The sequence below is a fragment of the Pseudarthrobacter sp. PH31-O2 genome, assembly GCF_030063265.1.
Classification (GTDB): domain Bacteria; phylum Actinomycetota; class Actinomycetes; order Actinomycetales; family Micrococcaceae; genus Arthrobacter.
Map to the genome: position 1 here is coordinate 58740 of NZ_JASIST010000003.1, position 19110 is coordinate 77849.

Annotated in this window: 20 protein-coding genes and 1 tRNA gene; 10 read left to right on the top strand and 11 right to left on the bottom strand. The window is 66.1% G+C overall.

The annotated features are described in order from the left end of the window. Positions 1-210: 210 nt before the first annotated feature. The 3 genes from QMG72_RS06190 to QMG72_RS06200 form a co-directional block, all read right to left on the bottom strand. Entirely contained in the window at positions 211-603 is a 393-nt protein-coding gene (locus QMG72_RS06190) for a DUF1304 domain-containing protein (RefSeq protein WP_283480045.1), read from the bottom strand. A 147-nt stretch (positions 604-750) separates the two neighbouring features. Then, the gene (locus QMG72_RS06195; protein ID WP_226773879.1) at positions 751-1644 is read right to left on the bottom strand and encodes an NAD(P)-dependent oxidoreductase; all 894 of its coding nucleotides are present in this window, start codon (positions 1642-1644) and stop codon (positions 751-753) included. A gap of 34 nt (positions 1645-1678) precedes the next feature. Continuing rightward, positions 1679-3217 (bottom strand): four-carbon acid sugar kinase family protein, encoded by a 1539-nt coding sequence (locus QMG72_RS06200; RefSeq protein ID WP_226773878.1) that lies wholly within the window; start codon positions 3215-3217, stop codon positions 1679-1681. A gap of 145 nt (positions 3218-3362) precedes the next feature. On the opposite strand from QMG72_RS06200, the gene QMG72_RS06205 reads away from it, so the two are divergent. Continuing rightward, positions 3363-4073: a FadR/GntR family transcriptional regulator gene (locus QMG72_RS06205; RefSeq protein WP_283480048.1), complete on the top strand. Its 711-nt coding sequence runs from the start codon at positions 3363-3365 to the stop codon at positions 4071-4073. Between the two features lie 5 nt (positions 4074-4078). On the opposite strand, the gene QMG72_RS06210 is transcribed toward QMG72_RS06205, so the two are convergent. Continuing rightward, complete coding sequence (locus QMG72_RS06210) at positions 4079-4336, bottom strand: metal-sensitive transcriptional regulator (protein WP_226773876.1); 258 nt, start codon at positions 4334-4336, stop codon at positions 4079-4081. 285 nt (positions 4337-4621) lie between these two features. Here QMG72_RS06210 and QMG72_RS06215 point away from each other — a divergent pair, with 285 nt between their 5' ends. The 4 genes from QMG72_RS06215 (at position 4622) to QMG72_RS06230 (ending at position 6690) form a co-directional block, all read left to right on the top strand. Further along, on the top strand, positions 4622-5395 hold the full coding sequence (locus QMG72_RS06215; protein WP_226773903.1) for an SGNH/GDSL hydrolase family protein: 774 nt from the start codon (positions 4622-4624) through the stop codon (positions 5393-5395). Positions 5396-5491: 96 nt separating this feature from the next. After that, a complete protein-coding gene (locus QMG72_RS06220; RefSeq protein ID WP_226773875.1) occupies positions 5492-5701 on the top strand; it encodes a dodecin in 210 nt (69 codons plus the stop codon). A 225-nt stretch (positions 5702-5926) separates the two neighbouring features. Next, positions 5927-6190, top strand: coding sequence for a GlsB/YeaQ/YmgE family stress response membrane protein (locus tag QMG72_RS06225; RefSeq protein WP_226773874.1), 264 nt, complete (start codon positions 5927-5929; stop codon positions 6188-6190). 119 nt (positions 6191-6309) lie between these two features. Then, complete coding sequence (locus QMG72_RS06230) at positions 6310-6690, top strand: hypothetical protein (RefSeq protein ID WP_226773873.1); 381 nt, start codon at positions 6310-6312, stop codon at positions 6688-6690. Here the strand turns inward: QMG72_RS06230 and QMG72_RS06235 are convergent, their stop codons facing one another. The 3 genes from QMG72_RS06235 to QMG72_RS06245 all read right to left on the bottom strand — a co-directional run bounded on the left by QMG72_RS06235 (position 6691) and on the right by QMG72_RS06245 (position 9088). Beyond that, entirely contained in the window at positions 6691-7539 is an 849-nt protein-coding gene (locus tag QMG72_RS06235; RefSeq protein WP_226773872.1) for a putative protein N(5)-glutamine methyltransferase, read from the bottom strand. A gap of 249 nt (positions 7540-7788) precedes the next feature. After that, entirely contained in the window at positions 7789-8811 is a 1023-nt protein-coding gene (locus QMG72_RS06240; RefSeq protein WP_226773902.1) for a PHP domain-containing protein, read from the bottom strand. A 204-nt stretch (positions 8812-9015) separates the two neighbouring features. Continuing rightward, a tRNA-Lys gene (locus QMG72_RS06245) sits at positions 9016-9088 on the bottom strand. A gap of 213 nt (positions 9089-9301) precedes the next feature. On the opposite strand from QMG72_RS06245, the gene QMG72_RS06250 reads away from it, so the two are divergent. From QMG72_RS06250 to QMG72_RS06260, 3 genes are all read left to right on the top strand, one after another. Beyond that, positions 9302-9958, top strand: coding sequence for a hypothetical protein (locus tag QMG72_RS06250; RefSeq protein WP_226773871.1), 657 nt, complete (start codon positions 9302-9304; stop codon positions 9956-9958). A gap of 367 nt (positions 9959-10325) precedes the next feature. Beyond that, complete coding sequence (locus QMG72_RS06255; protein WP_226773870.1) at positions 10326-10943, top strand: DUF47 domain-containing protein; 618 nt, start codon at positions 10326-10328, stop codon at positions 10941-10943. Positions 10944-10953: 10 nt separating this feature from the next. Continuing rightward, a complete protein-coding gene (locus tag QMG72_RS06260; RefSeq protein ID WP_256446609.1) occupies positions 10954-11961 on the top strand; it encodes an inorganic phosphate transporter in 1008 nt (335 codons plus the stop codon). 29 nt (positions 11962-11990) lie between these two features. Here QMG72_RS06260 and pstB read toward each other — a convergent pair whose 3' ends face one another. The 4 genes from pstB to pstS form a co-directional block, all read right to left on the bottom strand. Then, on the bottom strand, positions 11991-12770 hold the full coding sequence (pstB, locus tag QMG72_RS06265) for a phosphate ABC transporter ATP-binding protein PstB (protein WP_226773868.1): 780 nt from the start codon (positions 12768-12770) through the stop codon (positions 11991-11993). Between the two features lie 55 nt (positions 12771-12825). Next, complete coding sequence (gene pstA / locus QMG72_RS06270; RefSeq protein WP_226773867.1) at positions 12826-13935, bottom strand: phosphate ABC transporter permease PstA; 1110 nt, start codon at positions 13933-13935, stop codon at positions 12826-12828. Beyond that, positions 13936-14868: a phosphate ABC transporter permease subunit PstC gene (gene pstC, locus QMG72_RS06275; RefSeq protein WP_226773866.1), complete on the bottom strand. Its 933-nt coding sequence runs from the start codon at positions 14866-14868 to the stop codon at positions 13936-13938. Between the two features lie 142 nt (positions 14869-15010). Further along, positions 15011-16132: a phosphate ABC transporter substrate-binding protein PstS gene (pstS, locus tag QMG72_RS06280; RefSeq protein ID WP_226773865.1), complete on the bottom strand. Its 1122-nt coding sequence runs from the start codon at positions 16130-16132 to the stop codon at positions 15011-15013. Between the two features lie 253 nt (positions 16133-16385). Here pstS and QMG72_RS06285 point away from each other — a divergent pair, with 253 nt between their 5' ends. Beyond that, positions 16386-17513 carry an FUSC family protein gene (locus tag QMG72_RS06285; protein ID WP_283480052.1) on the top strand — a complete coding sequence of 376 codons (1128 nt, stop codon included), beginning with the start codon at positions 16386-16388 and terminating at the stop codon, positions 17511-17513. 75 nt (positions 17514-17588) lie between these two features. Further along, positions 17589-18962 (top strand): DNA repair protein RadA, encoded by a 1374-nt coding sequence (gene radA / locus QMG72_RS06290; RefSeq protein ID WP_226773863.1) that lies wholly within the window; start codon positions 17589-17591, stop codon positions 18960-18962. The last annotated feature ends 148 nt before the right edge of the window (positions 18963-19110 follow it).

The window sequence follows — 19110 nt, forward strand, 5'->3', positions numbered from 1 at the left end:
GATTTCATCCACGGTGTTTCCCCTAGGAGGCCCCGAGACTAATGACGACGCACTTGATGCGGTTCATTCAGGGGCTTCCAAGTCGTGATTTTCCTCAGCAAGACAGGCAACGTCAATAGCAGCCGGAAAGGTGCAGGCAAGTAATGGATATCTATTGTTTTGCTGTCTTCAGCCGGGCGTCGGCGGCCCGGCGACGGTGCTTCCGAAAGCTCAGGCGGTTAGCAGCCCCAGCACTCCGAACAGAACGGCGAGCAGCGGCGTCGCGCCCTGCATGGCGGCCGCGCGAAGGTATTTTCGCCCGCTCAGGGCGAGCACGAGGGCTGCCAGAAGCATGGAACCGCAACTGCTAAAGATCAGCGTCCAGCCGACGGGGGTGTGTCCGAGGGCAACGGCACCAGTGCCAGCGAGGGCTCCGGCGGCAAGGAACAGGTTGTAGAAGCCCTGGTTGTAAGCCATCGCCCGGGTGGTCTCGGCGTCAGCTTGCGAGGTGATACTGAAACGCTTCCACGTGGCCGGCCGCGACCAGGTGATGGACTCCATCGTAAAAATGTAGACATGCAACACGGCCGCGAGAAGCGCGAAAAGGAGGGAGGCCAGAATCATGTTTTGATCCTAGCCTCCCGGCTTTCGGGCCGCCGGCAGGCCAGCGGGAGCGGGTGGCCAGTGCCCTGGCAGCGAAGGGCCCGGCCGCGGCGTCCCGCGAACCTGCAGTTCCTGCAGGTTCTCTCCGTCCGCAGGCGGGGCGGGGAACTAGGGGGTGCGCTTGGTGGGCGCAATAACCTTGATAACCGCTGAGTCATCGGCGGAGGCAAGCCCCTGGGCCTGGCCCAGCAGGTACAGCTGCTCGGCAGCGGCAGCCACGGGCGCGGCGAGGCCGGCGGCGCGGGTGGCTTTGCCGACGATGCCCATGTCCTTGACGAAGATGTCCAGGCGGCTGAGGACCTCCGCGCCGTTCTCCGTGTAAGCCTCGAGGATGCGGGGCCCGCGGTTGGAGAGCATAAAGGACCCGGCGGCGCCGGCTTCCAAAGCCGCGAGGGTCTTGGCCTGGTCCAGGCCAAGGGCATCTGCCAGGGCCATCGCCTCGGCGGCCGCGGCGATGTGGATCCCGCAGAGCAGCTGGTTGACGGTCTTCAGGGCCTGTCCGTCGCCGGGCTTGTCCCCGACGACGGTAAGGGTGGAGGCGAGCAGCTCCAGGACCGGCCGGGCCGCTTCCAGCGCCTGCGGTTCGGCGCCCACCACTATCAGCAGATCGCCGTCGCCGGCTCGCTTCGGTCCGCCGGAGAGTGGCGCGTCAACGAGGGAGACGCCGAATTCGGCGAGCCGCGCGACGGTGGCGGGAATGGCTTCGGTGCCTACGGTACTGCCGAGGATCACGACGGCGCCCGGCAACAGCGCCGAGGCGACGCCGTTCTCACCGAAGAGGACATCGTCCAGTTGCTCGCCGTTGCGCACGGCCAGCAGCAGGGCATCGGCGCCTTCGGCCGCTTCGCGGGCGGAGGAGAAAGTGCGGACTCCGGCTTCATCGGCGAGCCGCAGGCGAGGCTCGGCGATATCAAAACCGTGGACGGTGAGCTGGGTTGCCAGCCGGGTGGCCATGGGCAGTCCCATGGCGCCCAGGCCCAGGACCGTAACTTTGTAGTTCATGATTCTCTCCATCGACATGAGGGGCTTGGGCTGGTCAGAAAGTATTGCTGAGTTTGCGGGTGACCTGGACCAGCGACTCATCGTCGCCCACGTTGCCGGCGAAGACGATGAACGGTATGCCCTTCGCGGGCCCGTCCACCGGTTCCCACAGGCTGACGATGCCCGGCAGCATGGGGCCGCGGACAATCGCGTGCCGGATTTCCAAGCCGTGGGCGGCCACGTCCGAGGACGTGATGCCGCCTTTGGCAATAACAAAGCGCGGCGGGAAAGTCTTGAGGGTCCGGTTCACCACCGCGACGATGGCGGCGGATACGGTGCGTGCGATCCGCAGGCTCTCGGCGGCGTCCTCCGTCTTGATGAGCAGCCGGCTGGTGTGGAGGATAACGTCGGCGGTGCGCAGGGAATCGACGACGGTCCGGACGATTTCGTCGAGGTAGCCAGCGGAATTGCCGGCCAGCAGCTTTTCGACGTCGATCTCCACGATCCGCGCGGCGCTGTGTTGTTCGACAAGGGCCTTGAGCTGGCGGGTGGTGACGCCGACGTGGGAGCCGACCACGATCAGGCCTCCGGCTTCGGAGGGCGTACGGCCGGCATAGGCCTCTTCGCCGCTGAGTTCGGTACGGATTTCCTGCCCGATGCGGCCCCGGACGAACGGCGGCCCCACCCGGTAGAGCAGCTTTTTGCCGCGGCGTTCTGCTTCCTCCAGGCCCAGCGCGAGCGCTCGGAGGTCGTTTTCGGTCACGATGTCGGCCACGATCGGGGTGGAGTCGGTGGCGGAGCCGACAGCATCCGCGATGGCGAGGGCCGAGCCGCGGGGATCGCCGTCCGGGCCGGCGGCACGAATGAGGTCCAGGGTCAGCACAATCACCGAAGCCGCGGGGAAGCGTCCCCCGGACTTCTCCTCCACATACTTGGCAAGTTCGGAATTCACGAAGCCGAAGCTGGCGTCCCGGGCGAATTCGGTTTCAGCCACCGGGGTGAGCTTGCCGGCGTCGCCGCCGGTGCCCCGCATAAAGTGCACACCGCCGATAGTTACGCGCCCGGCGTCGGGGAAGGCCGGAACAATCACAACGCCGTCGGTCACTTCACCGCTGTCAGCGGCGATCGTTGCCGCGATAGTGTCCGGTTCCAGCGGGTAGTGGCCGCGGAGGGTGGAGTCGCTGCGGCTGACGAACGCGAGGCGGAGCCTGGAACTGACACCGCCGGAACCGGCCCCGCCGGTGTGCAGGGCAGCCGCGGCGAGGGCGTTCCGGACCACCTCTTTGTTACGGGCAGCGGCCTCGGCAGGGTCCAGGCTCCGCGTGTTGGTCAGGACATAAACGGCGTCCGGGCGGCGCCCGTTGATCCGGTGGGTGAATGCCCAAGTGAAGTCGGAGACTTCCCACGCGGTGAGGACCGGAAGGTCCGCCACGGACTGGGTACCTGTTGGATCGTCGTCGAGCACCACCAGGATCCGGGGTGAGTGCCTGGCGGAAGCCGCAAGGGCATCGGCAACGGTCCGGGCGGGAATCCGGACCTCCGCCGGGAAGGCGGCCAGCACGTCGGCTTCAAAAACCTCTGATTCAAAGGGCACTTGCACTCCATTGTGGGAACTCTGCTGCGATGTATATTTGTAAGATGTCCGACATCTAATGTTCGAATGCTAGTGTGGCACACGGCACAAAAACGCGCAAGTAAAGTGGCCAATCAGGCAATTCTGTGGCAGCGAATGGGGAAAATTGGCAAGAAAATCGTTGGTCGGCGTCGTGGCGGATGAACTACTGGACCGCATCATTGCCGGCGAATTCCCGCCCGGGGCCGCCGTACCCGGCGAGCTGGAGCTGAGCGCCCGCCACGAGGTGAGCCGCATGACGGTCCGGGAGGCCATGAAGACCCTCCAGGCCCAGCAGATCCTTAGTGTGGAACGGGGCCGCGGAACCTTTGTCAACCCCCTCAACCGCTGGGCATCCCTGGAGGCGGTCCTCCGGGCAGCCTCGGAGGGAAAGAATGACGCTGCGGCCGCGATTCAGCTGATCGAGTTGCGCCGAATGCTGGAGACCGGGGCGTGCGAGCTGGCCGCCGGCCGGATTGGCGACTCCGACCTCAACACCCTCCAGGGCCAGGTGGAGGCGATGCGGGACGCGCACGAGCGGCACGACGTCGCCGCGTTCGTGGCGGCGGACCTCGCCTTCCACGACCTCATTCTGCGCGCCTCGGAGAACGTTTTTGTAGCAGTACTGTTCGCACCGCTGCACCGGGTACTGGAAAGGCGGCGGACCCAGACGTCCGAGGTGCGCGAAATCCAGGCCCACGCCATCGGCCAGCACAAGAAGATCGTCCAGGCGCTGTCCACGCGGGATCCGCACAAGGCCCGGGATGCCATGGACGAGCACATGCAGCAAACGCTGGATGACCTCAAGAGCTACGTTCTGGCGGCGCGCCGGGACTAATCAACTCAGGCGAGCGAAAGGAACAGCTTCTCGAGTTCGGCGCGGTCCAGACTGGGGTCCTCCTGCTGCATACACTGCTGCAGGCCGGTGGCGATGATCGAAAATCCCGCCTTGTCGAGCGCACTGGAAACGGCCGCCAACTGGGTGACAACACTCTTGCAATCGCGGCCCTCTTCGATCATTCGGGTGACAGCGGCGAGTTGCCCCTGGGCACGGCGAAGTCGATTGATGACGGGCTTCATGTCGGCGGCATCGAGTTCCATTTGTTCCTCCGGAATTCACAGGGTGATATTCCATGATATACCCCCGTGCGTATGATCTATACCCCTTAGGGTATTTCAACCCTTCGCTGTCCCCACCGGCACCGGCCCACCCCGGCTGGACCGGCTAGGGACCAAAGTACCTAGCGGAGCTTGAACATTCGGCGTATTGCTGGGGGTGTGAACGCCGCCGGTTTCCTGGAGTCTGGCGCCGGCCAGGCCGGCGCTGGAGGTCCCGCGCCGGGACGGGGCCCGGCCTCGAATCGGCGGGCCACCGCAGGCCCCTGGATTACCGGGCAATGGGGCCGATACGTGGCGATGGGCGATTCGTTTACCGCGGGGCTCGGGGACCCGGAACCACGCAGCCCCGGCGGCATGCGGGGATGGGCGGACCGCATCGCCGAGGAGCTCAGCGAGTCACGGCCGGATTTCCGCTACGCCAACCTCGCCGTCAGCGGCCTCCTGCTGCGCGAGATCCTGGACCGGCAGCTCGGGCCTGCAATTGGGCTGAAGCCGGACCTGGTCACCCTTTCGGCCGGGGGCAACGACCTTGTCTTCCACCGGAGCGATCCCGACCGTCTGGCTGCCGCCCTCGACGCCGCAGTTGGCATGCTCAGTGCCACCGGAGCGACGATTGTACTGTTCACCGGTCCGGACTGGCGCGATACGCCGCTGCTTGGCCACAACCGGGGCCGGGTGGCTGTCTTCAACGAGAACATCCGGACCATCGCCGCACGCCATCACGGGGTGATCGCTGATCTCTGGTCCCTGCGCCAGCTCTCCGACCCGCGAATGTGGGACCCGGACCGCCTGCATTTCTCCCCGATGGGCCACCACACCGTGGCCGCCATGGTGTTGGAATCCCTGAGCGTCCCCCACGGCCTGAGCCCGCTGGAACCCAAACCCATGCCGGCCGGAACGTGGCGGGAAGGCAAGGCCGGAGACCTGGCCTGGTTCACCAACTACCTGCTTCCCTGGATGGTGGGCCGGGTCCGGAACCGTCCCGACGTCCCCCCGCTGGCGCCCAAGCGCCCCGAACCAGGGCCCGTCTCGGTGTCCTGAGGCTCCGCCGCCCACCCCTAGTAACGCAGCACCCTCTCGGCTAACCTGCAGGAACGGCCCACCGCCAGGAAACGATGACGACCACGAGGAGCGAAGTTGCCTAACCACACTTACAGCATTTCCGAAATTGTCGGAACGTCGACCGAGGGGATTGACGCCGCCGTCCGCAACGGCATCGCCGAGGCGGCCAAGACGCTGCGTAACCTCGACTGGTTCGAAGTCAAGGAAGTGCGCGGCCACCTCGAAAACGGACAGGTCGCCGACTGGCAGGTCACCATCAAGCTCGGGTTCCGCCTGGAGCGCTGACCGCAAGCAGCCGGAGACCCTGAATTCCGCCGGTTGCCGCCAACCCGCGGCGGTTCCGGTGACATCAGCACAGGCCTGCCAACGGTCCCGGCGGCGCCCTCGTCGGGACGCTTCCACTGCCTCAGCTGGCTCATTTATGCTAAGCATGATTAGTATTGAGGCAGAAGGATGTAGCGCACCCGGCAATCCGGGTGCCTCCTCTATGTAGAAGAAGGAACGATAAAAATGGGCTTTCTTGCATTTCTGATTCTGGGTCTTATCGCCGGCGCCATTGCCAAGGCAATCCTGCCGGGCCGTCAGGGTGGCGGCATCATCATCACGCTGATCCTCGGCGTCGTTGGCGCCCTTCTGGGTGGCTTTATTGGCGGCGCGCTGTTCGGCGTGGGCATCAACGAGTTCTTCTCGCTGTCCACTTGGCTCCTGGCCATCGGCGGTGCGATCATCGTCCTGCTCGTTTACGGCATGATCTCCAAGCGTTCAGCCCGCTAAACGCGACTGCAAGCGAAACCGGTCCCGGGATATTTCCGGGACCGGTTTTTTGGCACCAGCCTCGTGGCAGAAATTGCTGGACACCCATGGTGAGCACCACCAACAAGCAGGAGGACAGTATGAAAGGCAAACTTCTTTTCGGAGCCGGAATCGCCGCAGGCTACGTTCTCGGGTCCCGCTCCGGGCGGGCGGCGTACGAGAGGCTCAAGGCACGCACGGCGGGCCTGTGGGCAAGCCAGCCGGTCCAGGACACTCTGAGTGCAGCGGCCGGCGCAGTGAAGGACAAAGCACCCGAAGTTACTGAACAGCTTGGCGAGGCGGCCCGCCGCGCCGGTACGGTGATCGTTTCCGCCGTCCGCAGCGACGCCCCGAAGGGGACAACGGCCGACGTCGAGTCCGACCCGGCTCTCAACGACCAGCACGGCCAGGACTGGTCCGACGAAGGCGGGGCCACCCCGGCCGGAGCCGCGACCAACATCGATCCGGACAGGGTTTCCTAGCTACACCGGAGCTCCCGGCTGCACGGGCGAAACGCCCACAGCCGTTCCTGCGACGACAGTTCCGATCACAACCGTGGCGTCCAACGCCTTGGAACTGGCCACCCGGGCCGTGAGTCCGTTCCGGATGAACAGTTCGACGGTCCGCGGCGCCTGCCGCCGGCTCGTCTCGATCAGGAGGGAGCCGCCAGGCGCCAGCCAGTCCGGCGCCGCGGCGGCCACCCTTCGCTGTACCTGAAGCCCGTCCGCACCGCCGTCGAGGGAAACCCGAGGTTCGTGCAGGCGGGCTTCCTGCGGCATGGTGGCGATGTCCGCTGAAGGAACATACGGGGCGTTCACCGCAAGGACGTCGACCCGGCCGCGGAGCCGCTCCGGGAGAGGCTCGTACAAGTCCCCTTGGTGGACAGCACCGCCGGACGGCACAATGTTCACGGCGGCGCAGCGCACCGCCGCGGGGTCGATGTCCGCAGCATGCAGCTCAAGGGGACCGGCCAGCGCCGCGAGCGCTGTTCCGACCGCCCCTGACCCGCAGCAAAGGTCTACAACAACGGGCAAGCGGCCCACGATTGAAGGTGCGGCCAGCAGCCGGGCCGCCTGCCGGACGAGGAACTCGGTGCGGCGGCGGGGCACAAAGATGCCGTGATCCACCCGGATCCGGAGTCCGCAGAACTCCGCCCAGCCCAGGATGTGTTCAAGCGGCAGACCGGAAGCCCGCTGCTGCACGAGGGCTTCCAGATGGCCAGGCGACGCGGCGGCCGTCGCCAGCAGCCCCGCTTCCTCCTCGGCAAAGACGCAACCAGCGGCCCTAAGCCTTGTAATAGCCGTCAGCAGGGGTGCAGGAGGGGTCTTCACTATTGAGACCGCCTTCCGGTGATGGCCCAGTAGCCCTCATGCTATCGAAGTGCGGGAATGGCGCCAGGCCCAACCAGACAACAGTTGCGCAGACGTTCGCTGCCCGCCGCAGCCCGGCAAGATGCGCACACCCCACCTCCCGAACCGGTGGGCATGTCCATCCTCCGCGCCCGGGACTGGGCCCAGCAGCACTATGTCCAGTCCTGCCCGGCCCCGGAGAGCATGCTCCGGTGCAGCGGCGGGCTACAGTCAGCCTCTCGAACCGGCCCACTCGAGCAGGCGGTCCAGGGGCCAGCTGGTGATGATCCGTTCCGCCGGTACACCATGGCGTTCGGCTCGCTCGGCACCATACTGCAGGAAATCGAGCTGGCCGGGGGCATGGGCATCGCTGTTGATGCTGAACAGGCAGCCGGCGTCGAGAGCAAGCTCAATGAGGGCGCCGGGCGGGTCCCGGCGCTCCGGCCGGGCGTTGATTTCAACGGCGACGTTGTGCTCCGCGCAGGCAGCGAAGACTTCTTTGGCCTTAAACTCCGACGGCGGACGCGTTCCACGGTTCCCCTGGACCAGCCGGCCCGTGCAGTGTCCGAGCACGTTTGTGTGCCGGTCGGCGATCGCGCCGAGCATCCGCCGGGTCATGGTGCGTTGCTCAGCACGAAGCTTCGAATGCACACTGGCGACGACGATATCCAGGCGGTCCAACACCTCCGGGGCCTGATCCAGGGTGCCGTCCTCGAGGATGTCGGCCTCGATGCCCCGCAGCAGGCGGAAGCCGCCGCCGTTGTTGGCATTGATTCCGGCGACGACGTCGAGTTGTTCGAGGAGCCGTTCGGCGCTGAGCCCGTTGGCGATCTTGAGGTTGGGTGAATGGTCGGTGAGTGCGAGGTACTCACGGCCCAGCAGCCTGGCGCCAGCTGCCATGGCCTCAATCGTGGATCCGCCGTCGGACCAATTACTGTGGGCGTGCAGGTCCCCGCGGAGGGCAGCCAGCAGCGTGCGCCCGCCCGGCGCCAGCGGCTCTGCCCCCCGGCTCCGCAGCCCGCTGAGGTACTGGGGTACATCGCCGGCGAGCGCCTCGCTGATGACCTGGAACGTCCGGTCGCCAATACCTTTGGTCCGCTTGAGCCGGCCGTCCCGGGCACGGGCCGCCAGTTCATTTGTCCCGAGACCGGCGATGATTCCGGCGGCTTTCCGGAAGGCCTGGATCTTAAAGCTTGGGGCGAGCCCGCGTTCAAGCCAGAAGGCAATCTCGTTCAGCGCGTCGACGGCATCCATGGCACCATTTTGCACCCGCAACCAGCCTCTGGTGACCCCGGCGGCGGCGGGCAGGTCCGCCACACCCGGCGGGCCGATACCAAGAACCGGAACCGGCACGGCGGTGAGCACCAGTACGGCCCTCTCGGGCGGACCGCCGGCCCCCTGCTGCGGTCTTAAGACAGGAGCAGGCCAGAGGACATTTCCTCTGGCCTGCTCCGTGGGTGGGCCCTGTGGGGTTCGAACCCACGACCCACGGATTAAAAGTCCGATGCTCTACCAACTGAGCTAAAGGCCCCAGCTGACGACCTTCAACGGCGGATAAATCCACTGTTCAAGGGCCGATCAGCCCAGTCCATTTCTGGACGTTAATACTGTACCCCAGACCTGGGCGGATTATTTGCATCGGGCGGGATCGCCGCCGTCGTGTGCCCTGTTCGTGGGCCGGGGGCACAGGCCGGCGAGGGCCCACACGCTCGATTCCCCGACAGCACTGGAGTAGCGTGGTGGCATGAGCGAGCAAGCAGGATCCAGCACCCCCGGACCGCACCGGCATCACAAGCCGAAGCCCTTCGCCCCCATCGACTTTGAGCCCTTCGCCGGCGGGGCCGACCCTGCCCGCGTCTCCGAGGCCGCCCATCTTGCAGCCCAGGCACTCGTGCGCCGCGGACGCGACAACGAGGACCCGGCAGTGACCAAGCGGCTGGTGAAGCTCGCCGATGAACAAGGCCTCGAAGCCATCGCCGAGATGTGGGCCGAAAGCCCCGCACGCTCGCTCCCGGGCGCCCTCTGGCGCCTATACGCCCTGCGGGCCGCCACGATCCAGGACGCCGAGCGGATCTCCGTGTACTTCAAAGCCGGCAAAGACACCGCCCAGGTCGCCCGCGTGGTGGCCGGCGCCGCGGAGCCGCCAGGAGCCGAGGAAATGAAGTCGATGGCGGACGCCATCCTCTCCGGCGCGTTCGAGGGCGAGTTCGACGTCGCGCTGGAACGTTCTGCCGCATTCTGCCGCGTTGTGGCGCTGGGCCAGGCCACTCTCGCTGACGGTGCTGAGCACACCAACGAGAACCACGCGAGCAAGCTGACGCGCAATTCGCATCTTTTGGTCAAAACGGCCGAGGACCTCGAACACGCCGCCAACGCATGGCGCCTGGGCGAGCTGGACTAGGCCGGGGCGGGGTGCCGGCCGGCACCCGAAAAGCACGCCGCACACCGGCTGTCAATGTTGACTTGTCACCGGCCACGTAGAAAACTAAAGGCGGTGCCGAACCGCGAAACCCCCGGGCTTCAACATCTAGCCGCCTAGAGCGGCCTACCGCCGAGAGGCGTCTCCGGTTCGGCACCATTTTTATGCCCGGTTTGACGCCGCGCTCCGCTTCCGCCCCGGGCCGCTGTCACATTCCGGAGCCCCGTCGGCGCCTATCCGAGGCTGTCCGGGCGGACGGTAATGTATTCCTTATGCGCGGGTCTTCCTCACCTCACACGTCCGGCCCCCTACCCCCGCGCGCCTCCCTCCCGAAGACCGGAATTCACACGTGAAGCTGCGCCTTTTCCCCCAGGAGCCCGCCGGGCTGAACATCCTCGCCCAACTTGCCGGCCAGCTTGTCCTCGCCACGGGCACCCTCTCGGAAATCCTTGGCGCACCTGCGAGTGAAAACGCCAGGCTTCTCGAGGACATGCACAACCACGAAGCAAAGTCCGCGGAACTGCACTTCGCCCTCTTGACGCATATGCGCACTTCGTTCGTGAACCCGCTTCCCCGCGAGGACATGTACGCCCTCTCCCGATTCCTGAATGAGGCGATGGAGAAGCTCGATGCAGCCGCTGACCTCGTGTCCCTGTACCAGCTGGACCGCCTGCCCAAACGCGCCGCGGACCAGCTGGAGATCATTAGCAGGCAGGCCGAGCTCACCGTGGACGCCATGCGGAGGCTGGACAACCTGAACGACCTGGAGGACTACTGGATCGAGGTACTCCGCCTCGCCAAACGCGCCGAGCGCTCCCACCGGGTCTGGGTCGCGGACATGCTTCACGAAATGAAGCCGGCGCGCTTCGCCCGGAACCGGGATATCGCCGAGCAGCTGGTGGGGGTCAGCAGGGAGATGCGCAGGATCGCGACCCAGGTGGGCAGCATCATCGTCAAGGAATCCTGACGTGACGATGATGCTGTTTGCCCTGGTTGTGGTTTTCGCCGGGGCTTTCGCTTTCCTGAACGGTTTCAGGGACGCCTCAGCGGCGGTAGCGATAGCGGTCCGGACGCGGGCCCTCACGCCAACCGTCGCAGTGCTGCTGGCCGCGTTCTTCAACTTCATCGGCGCCGCCTTGAGCGCAGCCCTGGCCCTTGGGGTCAGCCAGACCTGGGTGCGCCTGCCCCCGGGGGTGAACGGGCTCAGCATCCTGATCGCCTGCCTGGCTAGTGCCGTGCTGTGGGGCATCTACACCTGGTGGCGGGGCGTCCCGTCGTCATCCACCCACGCCCTCGTAGGCGGGCTGGCCGGCGCGGGTGTCGCGAGTGCGGCGCTCGGCGGGAACGACGTCGGCGGCGTAGATTCGTCCCTGCTCCTCCAGGTGGTGCTGCCCCTGCTGCTCTCGCCGGTAATCGCCTTCGCCGGCGCCTATTTGCTGGTCTGGCCGGCGACGTGGGCAGCCCGGTACACACCGCCAAACGTCGTCAACGGCCGGTCGCGACGGGCCCAAAGCATCGCCAGCGGCGCCGTCGCCTTTGCCCACGGCCTGCAGGACGGCCAGCGCACCGGCGCAGTCCTGATCCTTGCGCTGCTGGCGTCCGGGCTAGCCGGCGAAGGCGCTATGCCGGTCTGGGTGGCGCTGTTCCCGGCTGTCCTGCTGACCGCCGGCACCCTGGCAGGCGGCTGGCGGATTTCCTACACCATCGGCTACCGGATGATCCGGATGGATCCGCTGCGCGGTTCGATCGCACAGCTCTTCAGCTCGGCGATCCTGTTGATTGGCGCGATCGGCCTGTACTGGCCGATCTCGACGACCCACACCGTCACCTCCGCCGTTTTAGGCTCCGGCACCAACCAGGCGTTCCGGGCCACCGACCGAAAGGTGGTGATCCGGATCCTGATGTTTTGGGTGCTGACTCCGGTGGCCACCGCGGCGACGGCATTTGTGCTCGCCTTGTCCCTCTCGCCGCTGGGCAATCCCTAACGACGCCGTAAGCGCTCCGCGCGGAGCGCTTACCCGAAGCGGCCGGAAACGTAGTCCTCGGTGGCTTTCTCGGTGGGGTTGCTGAACATGGTGTGGGTGTCGCCGTATTCGATCAGCTTGCCTGGCTTGCCGGTGCCTGCGATGTTGAAGAACGCCGTCCTGTCAGACACCCGCGCGGCCTGCTGCATATTGTGGGTCACGATCACCACGGTGTACTGGTCCTTGAGTTCGTTGATCAGGTCCTCGATGGCAAGGGTGGAGATCGGGTCCAGCGCGGAGCAGGGCTCATCCATCAAGATGACCTGCGGCTCAACGGCAATCGCGCGCGCGATGCAGAGCCGCTGCTGCTGGCCGCCGGAGAGGCCCGAGCCGGGCTTACCCAGCCGGTCCTTGACCTCGTTCCACAGATTGGCGCCCTGCAGGGAGCGCTCCACCAGGGCGTCGGCTTCGCCCTTGGAGATCTTTTTGCTGTTCAGCTTGACGCCGGCAAGCACGTTGTCGCGGATGGACATGGTGGGGAACGGGTTGGGCCGCTGGAACACCATCCCGATCTGCGCGCGGACGGTCACCGGGTCAACCCCGGGCGCGTACAGGTTGTCACCGTCGAGCAACACCTCGCCCTCAACGCGGGCTCCGGGGATCACCTCGTGCATCCGGTTCAGGGTGCGCAGGAAAGTGGATTTGCCGCAACCGGACGGTCCGATGAAAGCCGTCACGGATTTGGGTTCGATGTTGATGCTAACGTCTGCGACGGCCAGGAATTTGCTGTAGTAGACGTTCAGGTCCTTGACGTCGATGCGCTTAGACATGATGTTCCTTCACTTGCTGGAGGTACGGGAAGAAGAATGGGGCCGCCATAGCAGCCTAGCGTCCGGCTTTGGGTGCGAAGATACGGGCAACCAGGCGGGCTCCGAGGTTCAGCAGCATCACCAGGATGATGAGGACCAGGGCGGCGCCCCAGGCGCGCTGTGAGGACGGATCCGGGTTCGACGGCGAGGTCGGGTTCAGGATCTGGGTGTAGATGAAGGTTGGCAGCGAGGCCATCCAGCCGCCGAACACGTTGCTGTTGATGCCGGTCGCGAATCCGGCGGTGACCAGGATCGGTGCGGTTTCGCCAATCACCCGGGCGATGGCGAGGGTGACGCCGGAGGCGATGCCGGAGATCGCCGTCGGGATAACGACCTTCAGGATGGTCCGCCACTTGCGGACCCCGAGGGCGTAGGCCGCCTCCCGAAGCTCGTTGGGGACGATCTTGAGCATCTCTTCACTGGAGCGGACCACCACGGGGATCATCAGGACGGAGAGCGCGACGGCGGCGACGGCACCGGTCTTGGTGCCGGGGCCCATCACCGCGAAGAAGAACGCCGCCGCGAAGAGGCCCGCAACAATGGACGGAATGCCGGTCATAACGTCAACAAAAAAAGTGATGGCTTTCGCCACGGTCCGGTCGTTGCCGTATTCCACCAGGTAGACCGAGGCCAGGAGGCCCACCGGCACCGAGATGACCGTCGCCAGCAGGGTGATCTGGATGGTGCCGAGCAGCGCGTGGTAGATGCCGCCAACAACCGGTCCGCCTTCCTCGACGGTCTTGTTGTCGAAGGCGCCCGTTACGCCGTTCATCGACGTCGTCAGGAACCCCGGGTCCAGCAGGCCCGGCAGCCCGTTAACAAGAACCGTCCAGATCACGGAGATCAGCGGGAGCAGGGCGATCAGGAACGAGCCCACCACCAGGCAGGTCGCCAGTTTGTCCTTGGCTTTACGGGATCCCTCGACGGCGGCGCTCCATCCGACAAGACCGGCAGCGAAGAGGATGGCCGAGACGAGTCCCCACCCGAAGGCGTTGAATCCGATCAGGGCCATCACGGCAGCGGCGAGAACCAGGGCGATGCCAAGCACCAGGTACGGCGCCCATTTTGGCAGTTGGCCCTTGGTGAGGGCCGAACGCTTTTTGACGGGGGTCAGGGTGGCGGTCATTTAGTTGGCTCCCGAGAATTCTTTGTGCCGGATGATGACCCAGCGGGCGATCATGTTCACGCCGAGGGTGATAACGAAGAGAACCAAGCCTGCCGCGATGAGCGTGCTGACCTTCAATCCGCTGGCTTCCGGGAAGTTCAGCGCGATTTCAGCAGCGATGGTCTGGTTTCCGGAGGTGATCAGGCTGGCGGTCAGGGCGCCGGAGGACAGGACGAGGGCCACCGCCATCGTTTCGCCCAAGGCGCGGCCGAGACCGAGCATAATCGCGCTGATGATGCCAGGGCGGGCAAAGGGCAGTACCGTCATCTTGATCATTTCCCACCGGGTGGCGCCGAGCGCCAGCGCCGCCTCCTCGTGCAGCTTGGGGGTCTGCAGGAAGATTTCGCGGGTCAGGGACGCAATGATCGGCAGCACCATAACCGCCAGGACGATTCCGGCCGTCAGGATGGTCTTTCCGGTTGCCGACGCCGGGCCTTCGAAGATGGGCAGCCAGCCTGCGTTCTTGGCCAGCCACTGGTACACCGGCGTCATGGTGCCGGACAGGAACGCCGCACCCCAGGCGCCGTAGACCACCGAAGGGATGGCGGCCAACAGGTCGATGAGGTAACCGAGCGGGGCGGCGAAGCGCCGCGGCGCGAAATGCGAGATGAAGAGAGCGACGCCGATGGCTACCGGGGTGGCGATCACCAGGGCAATAGCGGCTGCGATCAGCGTGCCGATCACGATCGGCCAGATGTACGGGAAGAAGCCTTCGCCGCCCTGGATCTTGTCCGGGGAGGCCACGAGGGCAGGGATAGCCTGGATAACGAGGAAAAGCGCTACCCCGAAGAGCACGGCCAGGATCAGGCACCCGGCGGCCAAAGTGGCTGCGGAAAAGACCTTGTCGCCGGCGCGGCCTGCGCCCCGGGACGTGGTCAGGGAGGTGGTGGTCACTTCACGATCCTTCAGATCTGTGTGTACGTCGGATAAACACATTGGTTCCCTGCCCTGTTACGGCCGTCGATGACAGCCGTAACAGGGCAGGGAACCATTATCAGGCTGGTGTTTCCACTATGCCTGCCAGCGCAGAAGATCCCTAGGACTTGACCTTGATGGCCTCAATGGACTTGAGGGCCTTGTCCTGGAGCGTCTTGGACAGCGGGGCGGACTTTGCGGACTCGGCGGCGGCCTTCTGGCCGGCGTCGGAGACTACGTACTTCTCGAAGGCCTTGACCAGGTCCACGGTTTCCTGCTTTTCGTAGCTGGTGCAGACAACGTGGAAGGACACGAGCACGATCGGGTAGGCGCCTTCGATCGTGGTCTTGCGGTCAAGCTTGATGGACAGGTCGCTGGCGTTGCGCCCCGCAACCGGAGTACCGGCGTCGACGGCCTTGGCCGCGGCGTCGGCGGAGATCTTGGTGAACGAACCGCCCACCTTGATCTGCGCGGTGCCGAGCTTTCCGCTTACTGCGGAGTCATCGGCGTAGGTTACGGCGCCGGGGGTGTCCGTGACGGTCTTCACGACGCCTGAGGTGCCCTTGGCGTTTTCGCCCTGCAGGGCGGCCGGCCAGATTCCGGCAGCCTTGTCGGTCCAGGCCTCGGGAGCGGCCGCGGCCAGGTAATCCGTGAAGTTGGACGTGGTGCCGGAGTCATCCGAGCGGTGCACCGGGGTGACCTTGAGGTCAGGGAGCGTCGCGTCCGGGTTCAGTGCGGCGATGGCCGGGTCGTTCCACTTGGCCACTTCACCGCGGAAGATCTTGGCGACAGTCGGGGCGTCCAGCTTCAGTTCCTTGACCTCGGGGAGGTTGTAGGCGACCGCGATGGGGGAAATGTAAACGGGGATGTTCAGCGCACCCTCGGGACCGCACTGGGTCTTGGACGAGGCAAGCTCATCGTCCTTGAGGTAGGCGTCGGAGCCGGCGAACTGCGCGGAGCCGTCCAGGATGGCCTTGCGGCCGGCACCGGAACCGTCCGGGGAGTACTGCACAGTGGCGCCCTGGTTTGCCGAGGCAAAACTGGTTTTCCACACATCCATGGCAGCGCCCTGCGCGGAGGAACCGATACCCGTCAGGGTGCCCGTAACCTTGGGGCCCGAAGCGGACGGAGCGGCGGACTGGGCGGTGCCGGTTGCGTTGTCCGAACCACATGCGGTCAGCGCGAGAGCGCCAACGGCGATGACAGCGATAGCCGCGTTGCGGCCGAAACGGAGTGCCTTCACTGAGATGTACCCCTTCCAGGGATTCTTCTGTGCGTGCCGGGCGGGAGAAGCCCGGTCAAAGATGCGTACGGTTTGTACCTTTATCGAAGGTAGGCGCCCCAAGTGAAGAGAATTGCCGCCCAAGGTGAACGCAAGGTTAACGACGCCGGGACATTGGCTTACATCCGCCGGGGCCCATTGCGCTGGCGTCGTCGCAGTCGTAAGGGCCGGCCCCGACGGGCCGGACGCTCAACGGCCCCCTAGACTGGAGCGCATGGCCCCCGCTATTGGACTTTCCGCAAGCTCCCGGTTCCTGCGCGGCAGGGTCCGCACCGGCCTGGTCCGCAGCCGGAACTCCCTGATGCCGGCCATTCAGATGACGGGCTGCGCCGTCGGCGCCTACGCCTTCGCCGAATACGTATTGGGCCACAGCGGCCCGCTCTTCGCCGCGACGTCATCCCTCATCTCGCTGGGCTTTTCCCGTGACCCCCGGCTGCGCCGCGTGATCGAGGTCGGCCTCGGCTGCACCATCGGCATCGTCGTCGGCGACCTGCTGCTGCACTGGCTGGGCGCCGGGATCTGGCAGGCCGCCGTTGTGCTGCTGTTCTCGATCCTGCTGGCAAGATTCCTGGACAGCGGCACCATTTTCACCACCCAGCTGGGGCTGCAGTCCCTGCTGGTGGTCCTTTTGCCGGCGCCCGACGGGGGACCGTTTACCCGCAGCCTCGACGCCGTCGTCGGAGGTGTGTTCGCCCTCCTGGTGACCATCCTGATCCCGAAGGACCCGCGCCGGGAACCCCGCAACGACGTCAGGAAACTCCTGCACGAACTCGCCGAGGTGCTGCGCGAATGCGGCTCTGCGCTGAGTTCCAGCGACGCCACCCAGGCGTGGCATGCGCTGATCCGCGGCCGGAACTGCCAGCCGCTCGTCGATGCCATGCGGCAGACCCTGCGGTCCTCGGGCGAGGTGGCGACCCTGTCGCCGGCCTACCGCAGGCACCGGGACGAGCTGGACCAGATGGAACAGTCACTCGACTACATCGACCTGGCACTGCGCAACAGCCGCGTCTTTGCCCGCCGCCTGACCAGCGCCATCAATCATGCGGCCCTGTCCGACGAGGCGACGCAGAACATCGCCGAGGTCCTGCATGACACGGCCGATGCCGTCGACGAACTCTCCCTGGGCCTGGCCGAAGTGCACGACGGCGTCCGCCGCGCCCACTTGCGGACGGCCCGGACGGAATTACGGGAAATTGCCGGGCGCCTGCACCCGCGGCTGCTGGATGTGCAGCGGCTGGAAGGCGAAACAGTGGTGATGCTGTTCCGTCCGCTGATGGTGGACCTGCTTGAGGCGGCCGGGGTCGACTCCGGAGAAGCCCGGGACATCCTTCCGCCGCTGTAGTCGCCGCGGTATTGGCCGCTGTAGTCGCCGCGGCGCGGAAGCGTGCTTGTCACAGGGCGCCGATAAGGTGGAGCAATGGCTACCAAGACTTCCCGCGCCACCAAGGCGCCGGGCTACAAATGCGCGGAATGCGGCTGGACCACCGCTAAGTGGGTGGGCCGCTGCGGCGAGTGCCAGGCCTGGGGCACCGTTGAGGAAACCGGCGGCGCCGTGGCGCGCACAACGGCGGCCACCAGCGTGCTGGAACCGGCCCGCCGGATCTCCGAAGTGGATGCCACCACCGCTGCCTTCCTGCCCACCGGGGTGGATGAACTGGACCGTGTGCTCGGCGGCGGGCTGGTCCCTGGCGCCGTGATCCTGCTGGCGGGCGAACCCGGCGTCGGCAAGTCAACCCTGCTGCTGGACGTTGCCGCCAAGTTTGCCCGCACCGCACAGGATGTCCTCTACATCACGGGCGAGGAATCCGCAGCGCAGGTCAAGCTGCGCGCGGACCGCATCGACGCCGTCGCCGAATCCCTGTATCTCTCCGCCGAAACGGACCTCGGCCAAGCCCTGGGGCAGGTCGAGAAGTTGGAGCCGCGGCTGCTGATCGTGGACTCCGTGCAGACACTCAGCAGCGCCGATGTCGAAGGCAGCGCCGGCGGTGTCTCGCAGGTCCGGGAGGTCGCAGCCTCCCTGATCGCCGCCGCCAAACGCCGCAACATGACCACCCTGTTGGTCGGCCATGTGACCAAGGACGGCTCGATCGCCGGACCCCGGCTGCTCGAGCACCTGGTCGACGTGGTGTGCCAGTTTGAAGGCGAACGACACTCCCGGCTGCGGCTTCTGCGGGCCGTCAAGAACCGGTACGGGCCCACGGACGACGTCGGCTGCTTCGACCTGAACGAAGACGGGATCGAAGGCCTGGCCGACCCGAGCGGGCTCTTCGTCTCGCGGACCAAGGAGCCGGTCTCGGGCACCTGCATCACCGTGACCCTGGAAGGGCGCCGGCCCCTGCTCGCGGAGGTGCAGTCCCTGCTGGCAGAAAGCTCCAGTGCCCAACCCCGCCGGGCCACTAGCGGACTCGACAGTTCCCGGGTGGCCATGCTGCTGGCCGTACTCCAGCAGCGGGCCGGCTGCCTGCTGAACAAGGACGATTCCTACGTGGCGACAGTTGGCGGCGTGAAGCTCAGTGAACCCGCCACCGACCTCGCCGTCGCGCTGGCCGTGGCCTCGGCGAAAGCCAAAAAACCCCTGCCGCAGCGGCTCATCGCCTTTGGTGAAGTGGGACTGGCCGGCGAGGTCCGCGCCGTCCCCGGGATCAACCAGCGGATCCAGGAAGCCCACCGGCTGGGCTTTACCCATGCCGTGGTGCCGGCCAGCCCCAATGGCCCCGGACCGGTGCCCGCGGGCTTCTCGGTGCGGGAAGTCGGGCACCTGACCGAGGCGCTGAGCCTGCTGATCAGCTGAGTCGTTCCCGCTGAGTCGCCGCTGGATCTCCGCAGGCGCATATCCCGCCTGCAGCACACCCTGACGAAGTAACCGGGCAGCAACGCAGCAAGACCCTCAGGAAGCGACTTTGGACCCTAGCCGCCGCCCGGTATCCGGCCGACGATGG

Coding starts and splice junctions, on each gene's coding strand:
- QMG72_RS06190 (WP_283480045.1), bottom strand. CDS start 603: ATGATTCTGGCCTCCCTCCTTTTCGCGCTTCTCGCGGCCGTGTTGCAT.
- QMG72_RS06195 (WP_226773879.1), bottom strand. CDS start 1,644: ATGAACTACAAAGTTACGGTCCTGGGCCTGGGCGCCATGGGACTGCCC.
- QMG72_RS06210 (WP_226773876.1), bottom strand. CDS start 4,336: ATGGAACTCGATGCCGCCGACATGAAGCCCGTCATCAATCGACTTCGC.
- QMG72_RS06225 (WP_226773874.1), top strand. CDS start 5,927: ATGGGCTTTCTTGCATTTCTGATTCTGGGTCTTATCGCCGGCGCCATT.
- QMG72_RS06230 (WP_226773873.1), top strand. CDS start 6,310: ATGAAAGGCAAACTTCTTTTCGGAGCCGGAATCGCCGCAGGCTACGTT.
- QMG72_RS06240 (WP_226773902.1), bottom strand. CDS start 8,811: ATGGATGCCGTCGACGCGCTGAACGAGATTGCCTTCTGGCTTGAACGC.
- QMG72_RS06250 (WP_226773871.1), top strand. CDS start 9,302: ATGAGCGAGCAAGCAGGATCCAGCACCCCCGGACCGCACCGGCATCAC.
- QMG72_RS06260 (WP_256446609.1), top strand. CDS start 10,954: ATGCTGTTTGCCCTGGTTGTGGTTTTCGCCGGGGCTTTCGCTTTCCTG.
- pstB (WP_226773868.1), bottom strand. CDS start 12,770: ATGTCTAAGCGCATCGACGTCAAGGACCTGAACGTCTACTACAGCAAA.
- pstA (WP_226773867.1), bottom strand. CDS start 13,935: ATGACCGCCACCCTGACCCCCGTCAAAAAGCGTTCGGCCCTCACCAAG.
- QMG72_RS06285 (WP_283480052.1), top strand. CDS start 16,386: ATGGCCCCCGCTATTGGACTTTCCGCAAGCTCCCGGTTCCTGCGCGGC.
- radA (WP_226773863.1), top strand. CDS start 17,589: ATGGCTACCAAGACTTCCCGCGCCACCAAGGCGCCGGGCTACAAATGC.